This window comes from Sedimenticola selenatireducens, assembly GCF_007625115.1.
In the GTDB taxonomy this organism is placed as follows: domain Bacteria; phylum Pseudomonadota; class Gammaproteobacteria; order Chromatiales; family Chromatiaceae; genus Sedimenticola; species Sedimenticola selenatireducens_A.
Map to the genome: position 1 here is coordinate 1 of NZ_VMNH01000023.1, position 13,392 is coordinate 13,392.

At 49.9% G+C, this 13,392-nt stretch carries 12 protein-coding genes; 11 read left to right on the top strand and 1 reads right to left on the bottom strand.

All coding sequences use genetic code 11. The annotated features are described in order from the left end of the window. The first annotated feature begins 442 nt into the window (after window positions 1-442). The 9 genes from FHP88_RS14720 to FHP88_RS14760 all read left to right on the top strand — a co-directional run bounded on the left by FHP88_RS14720 (window position 443) and on the right by FHP88_RS14760 (window position 9,072). Window positions 443-1,036 carry a cytochrome c oxidase subunit 3 family protein gene (locus FHP88_RS14720; protein ID WP_144359853.1) on the top strand — a complete coding sequence of 198 codons (594 nt, stop codon included), beginning with the start codon at window positions 443-445 and terminating at the stop codon, window positions 1,034-1,036. A 9-nt stretch (window positions 1,037-1,045) separates the two neighbouring features. Beyond that, window positions 1,046-1,321, top strand: coding sequence for a cytochrome C oxidase subunit IV family protein (locus FHP88_RS14725; RefSeq protein WP_144359854.1), 276 nt, complete (start codon window positions 1,046-1,048; stop codon window positions 1,319-1,321). 28 nt (window positions 1,322-1,349) lie between these two features. After that, the gene (locus FHP88_RS14730; protein ID WP_144359855.1) at window positions 1,350-2,168 is read left to right on the top strand and encodes a CbbQ/NirQ/NorQ/GpvN family protein; all 819 of its coding nucleotides are present in this window, start codon (window positions 1,350-1,352) and stop codon (window positions 2,166-2,168) included. Window positions 2,169-2,174: 6 nt separating this feature from the next. Then, window positions 2,175-3,170 carry a 4Fe-4S binding protein gene (locus FHP88_RS14735; protein WP_144359856.1) on the top strand — a complete coding sequence of 332 codons (996 nt, stop codon included), beginning with the start codon at window positions 2,175-2,177 and terminating at the stop codon, window positions 3,168-3,170. A gap of 2 nt (window positions 3,171-3,172) precedes the next feature. Then, window positions 3,173-5,008, top strand: a complete 1,836-nt coding sequence (locus FHP88_RS14740) for a nitric oxide reductase activation protein NorD (protein ID WP_144359857.1) — start codon at window positions 3,173-3,175, stop codon at window positions 5,006-5,008. Window positions 5,009-5,399: 391 nt separating this feature from the next. Continuing rightward, window positions 5,400-5,978 carry a NapC/NirT family cytochrome c gene (locus tag FHP88_RS14745; RefSeq protein ID WP_144359858.1) on the top strand — a complete coding sequence of 193 codons (579 nt, stop codon included), beginning with the start codon at window positions 5,400-5,402 and terminating at the stop codon, window positions 5,976-5,978. 37 nt (window positions 5,979-6,015) lie between these two features. After that, complete coding sequence (locus FHP88_RS14750; RefSeq protein ID WP_144359859.1) at window positions 6,016-6,957, top strand: ankyrin repeat domain-containing protein; 942 nt, start codon at window positions 6,016-6,018, stop codon at window positions 6,955-6,957. Window positions 6,958-7,140: 183 nt separating this feature from the next. Continuing rightward, a complete protein-coding gene (locus tag FHP88_RS14755) occupies window positions 7,141-7,764 on the top strand; it encodes a c-type cytochrome (RefSeq protein ID WP_144359860.1) in 624 nt (207 codons plus the stop codon). 18 nt (window positions 7,765-7,782) lie between these two features. After that, the gene (locus tag FHP88_RS14760; protein WP_144359861.1) at window positions 7,783-9,072 is read left to right on the top strand and encodes an NAD(P)/FAD-dependent oxidoreductase; all 1,290 of its coding nucleotides are present in this window, start codon (window positions 7,783-7,785) and stop codon (window positions 9,070-9,072) included. A 71-nt stretch (window positions 9,073-9,143) separates the two neighbouring features. Here FHP88_RS14760 and FHP88_RS14765 read toward each other — a convergent pair whose 3' ends face one another. Then, entirely contained in the window at window positions 9,144-9,938 is a 795-nt protein-coding gene (locus FHP88_RS14765) for a c-type cytochrome (protein WP_144359862.1), read from the bottom strand. A 242-nt stretch (window positions 9,939-10,180) separates the two neighbouring features. Here FHP88_RS14765 and FHP88_RS14770 point away from each other — a divergent pair, with 242 nt between their 5' ends. After that, a complete protein-coding gene (locus FHP88_RS14770; RefSeq protein ID WP_144359863.1) occupies window positions 10,181-12,184 on the top strand; it encodes an ATP-binding protein in 2,004 nt (667 codons plus the stop codon). A 54-nt stretch (window positions 12,185-12,238) separates the two neighbouring features. Continuing rightward, entirely contained in the window at window positions 12,239-13,363 is a 1,125-nt protein-coding gene (locus tag FHP88_RS14775) for a GGDEF domain-containing protein (protein WP_186297743.1), read from the top strand. Window positions 13,364-13,392 lie beyond the last annotated feature (29 nt).

A 13,392-nucleotide genomic window follows, 5' to 3' on the forward strand; every position in this document is an offset into this window, starting at 1 on the left:
CAGGATCAGATCTCACTGTTCTACTGGTTGCGTGAGATTGCCGGTGTGATGTTCCTGATCGGTCTGGTGGTCTATATCGCCAGCTTCTTTATCGGTCAGGATGAGCCAGAGGCCGTCGCTTCTGAGTTTAAGTAACATCCTGGGGGCTTAACGCTCCACATGAAAGGCCGGCTCTTTGAGCCGGCCTTTTTTATGTCCAGGGAGGGACGTATACCGCGAAGCACAGGGATGTGCGGGAGCAAATTGCCAAGGGCGTGTCACGCCTATTTTCAGGACATCATCACTTACTTGACTAAAATAGTTGGATATTTTTTCATTGATTTAACATTTATCAATTCTTCCCCCACGCCCTTTCTGTTACCTTAGCCTTCCATCATGTATTAACCTGCTGATTTGTAAGATCTAATACACACCCAGCAGCTTTCCCAATGGAATCAAACCGATGACACAGGCAGTAGACGCCATCAACCTGAACACAGTCAATCGCTACCCTCCGGGTGATCTGGCGATCTGGATATTTATCCTCGCAGAGCTGTCGGTATTTGCGGCCTTTTTTGGTGCCTATGCCTTTACCCGAATGAATAATGTGGCGCTGTTTAACGAGTTTCAACTCCACCTGGACCGTGAAGCCGCACTAATCAATACGCTGGCATTGATTACGAGCTCCTACTTTGTAGTGCGCGCCGTAGCCGCCATCAAGGATGGCCATCACCTAATCTGTTCACGCTGGTTAGTTGCAGCCATGGGAATGGGCGCTGTCTTCCTGGTCGTTAAGGTGGGGGAGTACGCCCATCATTTTGGTCAGGGCATCAACCTGAGTACCAATACCTTTTACATGTTCTACCTGTCATTGACCGTCTTCCATTTCATGCATGTCATCATGGGCATGGTGATTCTGGCTGCAGTTGCTATCAAGGCAAAAAAAGGCGGCTATAACGCCACTGAACACACTGGCGTAGAGACAGGAGCCTCCTATTGGCATATGGTCGATCTGGTGTGGCTGATCCTCTTTCCCCTCGTCTACGTCATGCGCTAAGGAATGACCATGAGCAAAAAAACTTTTTTAGGCATGCGCCCCTGCACTTGGGTATTTGTACTACTGGTTACACTCACCTTTGTGACATTCTATATCGGTGAACAACAGATGGGTGGACTGACGATTGCCCTGTTCGTATTAGGTATTGCCATGATCAAGGGTCACCTGGTAGGGGCCTATTTCATGGGTTTAGGCGGTCTTCGCGGCCTATGGCGCTGGCCTGTTTCAGTTTGGCTAATCATTCCAGGCAGCCTGATAACCACAGCCTTCATTCTTGCTCGATAATAGTTTACTGACTACGGGACTTATCCGGATGACCAATGCGACCCCAACCGCAGAACAGACGTTGAAAACAGAGACCCCTTTCTACAAGCCGCAGGGCAATGAAATTGAGCTGTTCGAGCATGCCTACAAACATCAGCTACCCATGCTGATTAAGGGTCCAACCGGCTGCGGTAAGACACGATTCATCAATTACATGGCTGCTCGTATGAATCGACCGGTCTACACAGTCGCCTGCCATGACGACCTGACTGCGGCCGATCTGGTAGGCCGACATTTGATTGGTGAGAATGGTACCTACTGGAGTGATGGTCCACTGACCAGGGCGGTCAGAGAGGGCGCCATCTGCTATCTGGATGAGGTGGTTGAGGCCCGTAAGGATACGACCGTGGTATTACATCCATTGACTGATGACAGACGTATTCTACCTATTGAACGAACGGGTGAAATTCTACATGCGCCACCCGAGTTCATGCTGGTCGTCTCCTATAATCCAGGTTATCAGAATCTGCTCAAGGGGATGAAGCCCAGCACCCGTCAACGCTTTGTAGCCGCGCGCTTTGACTTCCCCAATGCCGAGTTGGAGCAAGAGGTGATCATCGGTGAAACTGGCATTGATGGCATGATGGCCAAGCGGTTGGTCAATCTGGCTAATTCGCTTCGCGCACTGAAAGATCATGATCTGGAAGAGGCTGCATCCACCCGCCTATTGGTCTATACCGCCACCCTGATACTCGGTGGTTATGACCCGGTAGAGGCGTGTCGGGCGGCCATGGTAGAACCCCTCACGGATGACGATGAAACCACTCGTGCACTGATGGAAGTAGTGGAAATTGCGTTCGGACGCTAATGCCTGATGAGCCTTGTCAGTCAAGCCACCAAACAACAAAAAAATCGGTTCTGGTTTCAGGCCGGTTTTTTTACCCTGTTTGTTCTCGCCCCGCCTTTAGATCTGTTTCGATTCGATCTTACCCAGAATCACTTCTTCTTTCTAGGCCAGCACTGGACACTTGGGCTGGATGCCTTTATCGCTGGGGAGATTGGCCCCGGCGAAGCCGCCTTCAATCTGATTGTTCGGGGATTTCTCCCACTTGCCCTGGTGGGTGGCGGGTTGATCTGGAGCGCTTGGCGTTTTGGCAGGCTCTATTGTGGCTGGCTCTGCCCACACTTTTCAGTCGTGGAGACGATCAACAAACTGATGTATCGCGCCAGCGGCAAACCCAGTATCTGGGAGAAAAACCCACTACCTGAACTGCAACCCAATGGAAAGATACAGAAACCCGATAGGCGTTATTGGCCAGTCACGATCCTGGCTGCATTACTCTTCGCGTTCCTCTGGGCACTATCATTGCTTACTTACCTGTTACCCCCGTTTGAGATCTATCAGAACCTCTTGACGGCTTCATTGACACCTAATCAGATGCGGTTTCTCGGTGTAGGAACGCTGCTACTTTTTATCGAGTTCATGTTTGCCCGCCATCTGTTTTGTCGTTTTGGCTGTGCCGTGGGACTTTTTCAAAGTCTTGCCTGGATGGCCAATAATAAAGGGATGGTTGTCGGTTTTGACAGAAACCGGGCCAACCTCTGTTCTGATTGCAATAACGCCTGTGACAATGTCTGCCCCATGCGACTCAAGCCCCGCTCTATCAAGCGCAAGATGTTTACTTGCACTGAATGCGCCCAATGCATCTCGGCCTGTAATCAGGTACAAGCACAGGAGAAACGCCCTGGATTACTAAAATGGGTGGATGACCTGGAAGCCATTCCCGTGGTTACTGGCCGGGACAGCAACGGAAAACGGACCAGACAGCCTAATTCCGACGATCGTAACCAGCAAACCGGAGAAACCTAACATTGGAAGAGAAAGTTGGTGAACTCTGGCACCGGATGATTACACGTGCGGCGGAAACCCGCTATCCCGAAGCGGCCGTGCATCTGGAAGATATCGAGCAGATTATGGGCGTTATGTTCCGTGCCTTGGGAGGTGATGGCGGGCTCGAAGTCGCCGCCGCCAATGCCACAGAACATGGTGCACGGCGGGGATTGCTACAGCGCATTGCCGGAAGTAACCGACGCGTTGAACTGGCGTGGCGCGATGAGCAGTCACTTCGACTACCGGCAGTGATCGATTATTTCCCAGAAAGACAACTCAACCACTACCTCTACACCTGGCTTGCTGCCCTGGCTGTCGGCGACCATCAGGAAGAGGAGGCATGGTTGAACAAGAACCAACGCCTGACGATAAAAACATTACATAACTATCCAGGCATTGCTAAACGCTATGCAGCGTTGGTAGACGCCCATCTGGCAGAACGCACACCAGAAGATAAACTCCCACCGGCTGAAGCAGCCCAGGAACACGCTATCCGGCAGGCCCTACTCGAACCAGGAAGCGTTGAAAAACTGCCTGCAGCAAAAAGACCTCCACAGCCGGTACCCCTCTGGCTACACCCCTTCCCTCCCATATCTGCGCCCTCAACCAGTCGCGCGGGTGACGAAGAGGGTGAGCGAGGCCAGGGCGAAACAAAAGAGATTGAAGACATGCAGCGCCACAAATCTGAGCGCGCCAAGAAACCGGAACAAGAAGATAAGGGGCTGATCACCGTTCGCATGGAGAATATCTTCACCTGGGGCGAATTTGCCAACCTGGACCGGGGCTCTGAAGAGAATGAAGATCTTGACAGTGCCGCAGATGCGCTCAAAGACATGGATAACCTCAGCGTAAGCCGCGATGCCAAGGCCTCCGCAGGCAAACTACGCTTTGATTTGGATCTACCCTCTGAGGCGAATGATGATCTGGTGCTGGGTGAAGGTATACTACTACCGGAGTGGGACTTCAAAAAACAGAAGCTGATCCCAGACCACTGCCGAATCGTGCCAATGATGGCCGCAGACGCCCAGCCCAGGGATCTACCAGAAACACTACGAAAAACGGCCAGAAAATTGCGCGCTCAGTTTCAACACCTGATGCCCGCACGCATCTGGCATCGCGGGCAACAAGATGGCTGTGAAGTGGATATTGATGCCTATCTGCGTTATGCCACAGACCGAGCCGCAGGGCATACCTCGGCCAGTGACGGCCTCTACAAAGATCTCCGTGTTGGCGCTCGCGATCTGGCCTGTCTGCTGCTTGCCGATCTATCACTTTCGACTGATACCTGGGTCAACAACCACGCCAGGGTCATTGATGTCATTCGGGACTCACTCTACTTGTTCGCGGAAAGTCTTGCCGCCACGGGGGATCAGTTCGCCATGTACGGATTCTCTTCACGCAAGCGGGATCCTGTCCGCGTTCATCAGATAAAAAGCTTTGATGAGCACTACTCAGGGATGATCAGAGGACGCATAGATGCCATCAAACCAGGCTATTACACACGCATGGGTGCCGCAATCAGACACAGCAGCGAACTACTGAAAAACCAACCTTCTGGGCGTCGACTGTTATTGATACTTACTGACGGCAAACCGAACGATTTAGATAAATATGAGGGGCGTTATGGTATTGAAGATACACGCCAGGCTATTCATGAAGCAAGGCAACTCGGACTACAACCTTTCTGTGTCACGATCGATGCAAAGGCCAATGACTATCTGCCCCATCTCTTTGGAACAGGCAGTTACGTGGTGATCCACAAGCCATCACAGCTACCTCGTGAATTACCGCTTTTGTATGTAAAACTGACGGCATGAGAATCATTCCAATTTATCGCAAAAAAACCATTCAATTTTCTGATCGCAGCACAGCAAAAATGAATGCGCAAAAAAATTCTATCCGAATAACATAGCATTATTTTTTATAATCAATGAATTACGCTATTACCTAGCATTCCGCTCCCGCAATTAACCCCCGCCAAAAACAACTAGTGGAAAACCTTTAGCTGCTTTGCAAAAAGCCATAATATCCCGTACCATCATTGTGAATAATAAAGATAAATTCTATGTAAGAGAGGCGTTACAGGCGGGGAAGCAGGTTAATGAAATTGGCAGCATAATTGTATATGTAAGCCAATCATTTTAGCCGACACACTACCCCTAGCGTTGTTTGACCCTTTGATCCATGGAAACGTTTTGAGGGTAGTGTATGGCAAGCAGTTCCACCAGCGGGACCATCTCACGAAAAAAATTCGTTCTCATTCTTGTGCTTGTATTTTCGGCAGGCGTACTCTTTACCGGCTTATTTAATATGGGACTCTCTGCAACCAATGAGATGGAGTTCTGCACCTCCTGTCACTCCATGAAAGTCAATCTGGAAGAGTACAAAGAGACCGTTCACTACCAGAACATCTCCGGTGTTCGCGCCACCTGCTCTGACTGCCATGTACCCAAAGAATTTGGCCCAAAAATGGTCGCCAAGGTACTGGCCTACAAAGATGTCCTGCACGAAATTCTCGGCACCATCGATACAAAAGAAAAGTACGAAGCACACCGCTGGGACATGGCCAGTCGCGTCTGGGCCAAGATGAAGGCGACTAATTCCAGAGAATGCCGGAGTTGCCACGATTTTAGCCAGATGGACCTGAGTTCACAGGATCGGATGGCGCGTAAACGTCACTCCACGGCGGTTGATGAAGGTGAAACCTGTATTGATTGCCATAAAGGCATCGCTCATACAGAACCTGACGAACCCGAAGAAACCGTCAATGAAGAGAATAAAGGTTGAACTTTTCAGGGTATAACCAGAGAAACGGTAGAGATCAATGAAGCAGATAAGGGTCTTCGCCATACTGTTTAGCCTTATTCTTACCAGCCCAGCATGGGCAAGTGAGAACCCGAAAGAGGCTGAATATCGATTGGCTGCCAGTATCGGGGATATCGATACAGTCACCCGACTGCTGGATGAAGGGATCAACATCAACAGCGGCAACCAGTTTGGCGTGACTGCCCTGATGATGGCGATCCAAAACAACAATATTGAAACCACAGCATTGCTACTTTCCCGCGGCGCTGATGTGAACGCCAAAGCCAGTGCAGGCTGTACCGCCCTCACCTTTGCGGCAGAGAATGGCCACTCCGCACTCACAGCGATGTTGCTGGAGCGTGGTGCAGATTTGAATGCCCGAACACGGGCGGGTTGGGATTCACTCATTATTGCCGCCCGATACGGGCTGACCGACATGGTTGAACAGCTGCTGTATAAGGGCGCCAATCCAAACCTGGGTGACAATGAAGGTAAAACAGCGCTGATACATGCCGCAGAAAAAGGACACTTCGAAACGGCAGCCATGTTGATTGATCATGCCGCAGATATTGAAGCGCGCGATAATCATGGTACATCGGCACTCATCATGGCCGCCGATAAAGGTCATATCCAGGTAATGGAAGTGCTGCTTGCACGTGGAGCGAACGTTAACGCGCATGACATGGATGGCGCCACCCCGCTTATTTGGGCAGTCGGGCAAGGGCATTTAGAGGCCGTTGAACTATTGCTCCGACGTAAGGCTGATGTCAATATAGCTGATAATGATGGTGTTACAGCGCTTATGGAAGCAGCGACCACGCGCAATGAGCCGCTGGTAAAACTACTATTAATAAATGGTGCTGATATCAATAAAACAGATCATAGCGGCCGCACAGCCGTTGATATCGCCAAAAAGAAAAGAAATAAGAAAGTCATCGCAATCCTGAAGGGTGAACCCTGAAAATAGGGTGTGCGAACTAAATTGTATCCGGAATTCCGGTACATCCAGACATGAGAACAGACTATTCATGTCAGTAAAGTGATGCAGGACACTCCAGACAATCTGGAGTTCATGCATTGTAAAAAAGAGTGCATTTACATCTTCTCTTTTTAACAAAAAAGCCTGAAAACCAAAGGAGGTATCATGGCGTATAAAACCTTAACGAAGGCCGCATTGGTTGCTGGATTAGCGGTTGGGGCCGCATTTTCAGCATTTGCTACCGATGATAAGCCAAAAATGATGATGGGCGCTGACGCCGCCATGCTAGCTAATACCTGTGCCGGTTGTCATGGCACGGGCGGCAACAGTATGGGACCAGCCGCTCCATCTATCGCAGGACTCTCACCAACCTACTTCAATGAGACCATGGCCGGATTCGCCAGTGGTGAAATCCCCTCTACCATCATGGGTCGTATCGCCAAGGGTTACACCGAAGACGAAATCAAGGCGATGTCCAGTTTCTACAGTGGCAAAAAGTTCATGAAGGCCAAACAGGATTTCGATCCTGCTTTAGCCGACAAAGGCGCCAAGCTCCACGACAAGTACTGTGAGAAATGCCATGCCGACGGCGGTCAATCAGCCGAAGATGATGCTGGCGTACTGGCCGGCCAGTGGACGCCGTATGTCAACTGGACACTGGCTGATTACAAAGCAGGTGATCGCGAAGCCACGAAAAAGATGAAGAAGAAACTGGAAGAGATGCTTGAACGTGAAGGTAGTGATGGCGTCATTGCTCTGCTCAACTTCTATGCAAGCCAGCAGAAATAAGACAGGGGACATATGAACATGAAGATTACACGTCGAGGATTTATTCAAACCGCTGGTGCTGCAACAGCAGCCGGCATGATCGGTGTACCCTACATTGCTCTGGGCGCTTCCAAAAAGGTCGTTGTAGTTGGCGGCGGTACTGCTGGCGCTACGGCTGCAAAGTATCTCCGTATGGCTGATCCGACCATGGATGTGACGCTGATCGAAGCCAACAGCAACTACTACACCTGCTACATGAGCAACGAAGTATTGGGTGGCGAACGCTCCATGGACTCCATCAAGTTCGGCTATACCGGGCTCGGAAAGCATGGCGTAAAAGTCGTCCATGATAAGGTAACGGGTATTGACGCCAAGGCACGGGTCGTAAAGACCTCCAGTGGCAGCACATACGCCTACGACCGCTGCATTGTCGCTCCCGGCATTGACTTCCAATGGGACAAGATCGAAGGCTACGACGCCACGGTGGCTGAGAAGATTCCACACGCCTGGAAGGCCGGCCCACAAACTGCCATGCTGCGTAAACAGTTGGAAGACATGAAGGATGGCGGTACCGTCGTCATTGCGGCACCACCCAACCCTTTCCGTTGCCCTCCTGGACCTTACGAGCGTGCCAGTCAGATCGCTATGTATCTGAAGCATCACAAGCCTAAATCAAAGGTTATGATCTTTGATCCAAAGCCTAAGTTCTCCAAGCAAGGCCTGTTCACCGGCGCCTGGAAAAAGATGTATGGCTATCAGACCGACAATGCCATGATCGAATGGCATGGCCAGCAGGAAGAGGCTGGTGTTGTGAAGGTCAATGCAGCCAACAACTCCATCGTTACCGCCTTTGGTGATGAGATCAAGGCCGACGTTCTCAATGTTATCCCACCCCAAAAGGCCGGTGCTATCGCCTTTGCAGCGGGACTGACCAACGACAGCGGCTGGTGCCCCATTGACCTGGGTACGTTTGAATCCAAGATTCATCCCAATATCCATGTTATTGGTGATGCGAGTATCGCATCCAGCATGCCTAAGTCAGGTTACTCTGGTAACTCGCAGGCCAAGGTCTGTGCAGCCGCCATCGTAGCCATGATGAATGGTCAAGAGCCCGGTACGCCGTCCTACGTCAATACCTGCTACTCGATTGCGGGCAAAGACTATGGATTCTCTGTCGCGGCCGTTTACCGTTTGACGGAAGACCGCTCCAAGATCGCTTCCGTCTCTGGTGGCCTGACACCCGGCGATGCCAGTCCAGAAGTGTTCAAACGTGAAGTACTTTATGCACACAGCTGGTTCAAAAACATCACCCACGATATCTTTGGTTGATAGAACCTTAGCGCAATAAAGAAACGGGGCCATCTGGCCCCGTTTCTTATTAATATCCATCTAACAACAACTCACCGAGGCATTTGTGGCATCGGCATCTGCGGCATGGGCATTTGAGGCATCTGCGGCATCGGCATTTGCGGCCATGGGTTACGCGCATAATTGGGGAAATCTGGGTTCAACCAACCCGGCGTGGCGAGCTTTTCCTTTGGTGGTTCAATCCTCGATACATAGTCCAGCACAGCCAGCTCTTCACGTGGAGTAAACCGCTGGATCTGCTTTACCATCTTAGAATCCGCATTTCGCCGCTTACCTGAACGAATCCAATCAAACTGACGAATCAGATAATAGTAATTTTGACCCTGAATCATCGGAATATGATCTTTTATATCTCCCTCGCCTGACTTACCATGACACTCAGCACACTCCTCCGCATACAGCTTCTCCCCCATGGCCAAGTCATAACCAGGTCCAACAGTATTATTTGGACTCATGGGTAATTGGGAAATATAGGCGGCGACATCGGCAATCTCTTGGGCACCCCCCAATAATCTTGGAGAGGTGAACGGCAACATGGTTGGGTTATCACGATTTCTGGCTCGTATATCAGCCAATTGCTTAATCAGTACGCTGGCCCGCTGCCCGGCAATCTGTGGATACATGCCATCCGGGCTGGCCCAGCCCTCCGGCCGATGACAAACCGTGCAAATCATGTAGACCTTCTTGCCGTTTTGTATATCAGGCGTCAAGTGAATAGCTTTCTCGACTTCGCGCGCGGCCTCTTCTAAGCCTTGTGCTGATAATAAACTGGCATTGACACTCAGCACTGCAAAGAGAATGCTTTTTACGCCTTTTCCAAACACCATTTCCGCCTCCCTATTGGTACCCTTTCGGAACTGTTGCATATAATTATTATATGACCGCAATGTTACAGGCACGTAGCTTTGAAGCGTAACTGTTACAAATATGAGACATCAATAGGGTATTTCCCTTAGCAGTAGAATAAATAGAAATATCAAAAGGGCTTATGATGTCTCACTATCGGTGCCAGATCACTTCTAATGTACACTAGGCTTCCGTGAAATCTGGCTAGGACAATCATGTCAAAATGAATATCCGATGGAAACTCTTCACCACCATCAGCACAGCCTTGGTCATTAATTTAGCTGTCGGCTTTTATGCTTCAATCAGTTTCAAGCAGGCGACAAATAATGCAAGCCAGATAGCCGAGCAGACCTTCCAGATTGTAACGGAAAGTCTTGCCACCCAAGTCCACTTCAAAAAACAGGTTCAAGAGTGGAAAAACATATTGATTCGAGGTCATCAACCGCTCCTCTACCAGAAATACCTGGATCAATTTCAGCAAGAAGAGCAAAAAACACAACACAGCATTGTTACTCTATTGAGTAAGCTGGAACCTAATACACCGGCCTGGCAGGCCGCCTCTGATTTTAAAATGGCCCACCTCAACCTGGGTCAACAATACCGACAGGCACTCGATTCTATTAAAGAGATCAGTAGCGATACCACTATCGAAGTCGATAGGCAGGTTAGGGGAATAGATCGTCAACCCACTGAACTGATGGACCAAGTTGTCGCGTCCGCAGTAATGTACAAACAGGAAAAACTCGAAAAACTGACGCATCATCAGCGAGAGATTGAACAGCGTATTCTTATTGCCGTTATCAGCCTGTTAACTCTGACAATCATTACACTGGTTTGGCTTGCCGATCGAATGATCGCGCATCCCATTGTTCAAGCCACAAACGTTGCCCGGCGCATCACCCAGGGAAACCTCACAGGCCCCATACCGGAAAGAGGCAACGATGAGGCCGGTGAACTGTTACAAGCACTCAAAACCATGCAAGAGAGTCTGGCCGGTTCGCAGAATGAACTGAAGCATGAGAAATCCTTACTGTCTGAACGGGTAGAGCGGAGAACACTTGCACTCAACATTGCCAACGCTGAGTTAGCACAAGCCGCCAAGACCAAAGATATGTTCCTGGCGACGATGAGTCATGAATTGCGTACACCACTGACTACGGTCATGGGACTGACTGAAATGCTTCAAGATGCGTTATACGGCCCTGTAAACAGCGGCCAGAATCGTGCGTTGGGCACGATTCAAGAAAGCTCACGCCACTTGCTAACGCTAATCAACGATATCCTGGATGTCGCCAAGGTCGAATCAGGAAAAATGGAGCTGAAATGGGACTATCTCCCGGTAGACCAGCTTGTCGAAGCCAGCCTGAGGCTGGTTCGCCAACCCGCTAATATGAAACGCCATCATCTTGAACAGCAGATTGACCCTTCAGTAAAACTGATCCATGGTGACGGGCGGCGCTTGAAGCAACTGCTGGTCAATCTATTGAGCAATGCCATCAAATTCACCCCAGAAGGCGGCAAGATTGGCCTTCAGATTAAAGGTAACGATGAGCAGGGCCAGGTTGAACTCTCCGTTTGGGATGATGGAATTGGTATTGAGACCACACAACTGCAACACCTGTTTGAACCTTTTGTACAGTTGGATAATGAATCAACCCGCCGATACAGCGGCACCGGATTGGGTCTCACCCTAGTAAAACGTATGGCGCAACTGCACGGCGGTGATGTGGCAGTTGAAAGTGAAGTGGGTAAAGGCAGTCGCTTTACCGTTACGCTCCCTTGGTCCAGGGATGACAACTGCGCCCATCACCAAAAGCTGACCGAAGCACACTTGGCCGGATCACCTGCACAACACCAGTCGATACAAGGCGTCACTCTCCTGCTGACAGAAGATAACCCGGCCAACCAAGCCATGATGAGTGATTTTCTGCGCCTTCAAGGGTTTAATGTTGTGAGTGCGGGCAGCGGCATTGAAGCATTAAAGCTGGCCTATGAGCATCTTCCGGGTATTATCCTGATGGACATCCAGCTGAGCGATATGGATGGCTTGGAGGTCACCCGCCAACTACGAAACCACCCTGTTCTGGCGAACACCCCAATAATAGCACTGACCGCACTGGCCATGCCGGGTGACCGTGAACGATGCCTTGATGCGGGGATGAATGATTACCTCAGCAAGCCGGTTGGACTGAAAGAGATCTATCACAGACTGCTGACCTATCTGTAGACACGCTTACCATGTATGTGGTGTATGATTGGCCAGCCGAAGGAAAAACCTTATATGGATCATCAGGAAATCATAGAGCGCGAAAATCAAGCCATGCGGGCCACCTATGCCCAGCAGTTACGTTTTCGGCGCTATCTAATGGCAGTAACAAGCTATCTGATTGGCGCCTTCATGGTAGGCCTACTGGTCTGGCTCGGATATCTCACAATGGAGTACTACCTCTACTTCATTGGCCTGATGGTTTTAATCAACGCACTCTTTTTCGTGCTATTCAAAACCGGTCTCAATCTGCGCTTCAGTGACCCCAGCCTGACATCATTGCAGATTGTTGCCAGTACGATTTTAACGGTACAGATTTCATACTTGGTCACGGATGGCCGCGGCATACTGTTACTCCTCTACCTTACCAGTCATCTCTTCGGCGTTTTCAGGCTCAGCTTTCGACAATTTCTGCTGTTAGATGCCTTTTCCATTGCCGCCTATGGCTTGATGCTACAACTCCTCATACAGAATCGCCCTGAGACGATCGACATCAATCTTGAGATCTTGTACTGGGCTGCCCTTATTATTGTACTACCCTCATTTGCCCTGATGGGTGCTTATCTGAATCGACTACGTGAGCGGTTGAATGAGCGAAACACCCATCTCAACAAGGCTTTGAAGAAGATTCAAGAATTGGCCGTTACGGACGAACTTACCGGCCTGCATAATCGACGTTCAATCATGAGCGAACTTTCCAAGGAGTGGGAGCGAACAGAACGAAGTGGCAATCATTTCTGCATTGCCCTGATGGATCTGGATCTGTTCAAAGAAATTAACGATACCTACGGTCATCATGCTGGCGATACTGTTCTGAAACGATTCGCCAGTCTGGTATCAAAGGAACTGCGTAGCCCTGACAGTATTGGCCGTTATGGCGGAGAAGAGTTCCTCCTGATTATGCCGAACACTCGAATCATAGAAGCAAAAACGGTTACCGAACGTATCAGAGAAAAGGTTGCTGGATATACTCACGATGATATTGACCAGGGACTCACCATTCACGTTTCCATCGGCATTGCTGAATACCAAAACCAGTCAACCCAAGAGTTGCTAAAACAGGCTGATACGGCGCTCTATGAATCAAAGAACAACGGGCGTAATCGAGTCTCTATTCACACAACACACCTCTTTGATTAACTCCGAGACAGCAGAGATCACCGTTATTT

Coding starts and splice junctions, on each gene's coding strand:
- FHP88_RS14730 (WP_144359855.1), top strand. CDS start 1,350: ATGACCAATGCGACCCCAACCGCAGAACAGACGTTGAAAACAGAGACC.
- FHP88_RS14720 (WP_144359853.1), top strand. CDS start 443: ATGACACAGGCAGTAGACGCCATCAACCTGAACACAGTCAATCGCTAC.
- FHP88_RS14760 (WP_144359861.1), top strand. CDS start 7,783: ATGAAGATTACACGTCGAGGATTTATTCAAACCGCTGGTGCTGCAACA.
- FHP88_RS14755 (WP_144359860.1), top strand. CDS start 7,141: ATGGCGTATAAAACCTTAACGAAGGCCGCATTGGTTGCTGGATTAGCG.
- FHP88_RS14750 (WP_144359859.1), top strand. CDS start 6,016: ATGAAGCAGATAAGGGTCTTCGCCATACTGTTTAGCCTTATTCTTACC.
- FHP88_RS14770 (WP_144359863.1), top strand. CDS start 10,181: ATGAATATCCGATGGAAACTCTTCACCACCATCAGCACAGCCTTGGTC.
- FHP88_RS14765 (WP_144359862.1), bottom strand. CDS start 9,938: ATGGTGTTTGGAAAAGGCGTAAAAAGCATTCTCTTTGCAGTGCTGAGT.
- FHP88_RS14725 (WP_144359854.1), top strand. CDS start 1,046: ATGAGCAAAAAAACTTTTTTAGGCATGCGCCCCTGCACTTGGGTATTT.
- FHP88_RS14735 (WP_144359856.1), top strand. CDS start 2,175: ATGAGCCTTGTCAGTCAAGCCACCAAACAACAAAAAAATCGGTTCTGG.
- FHP88_RS14745 (WP_144359858.1), top strand. CDS start 5,400: ATGGCAAGCAGTTCCACCAGCGGGACCATCTCACGAAAAAAATTCGTT.
- FHP88_RS14775 (WP_186297743.1), top strand. CDS start 12,239: ATGGATCATCAGGAAATCATAGAGCGCGAAAATCAAGCCATGCGGGCC.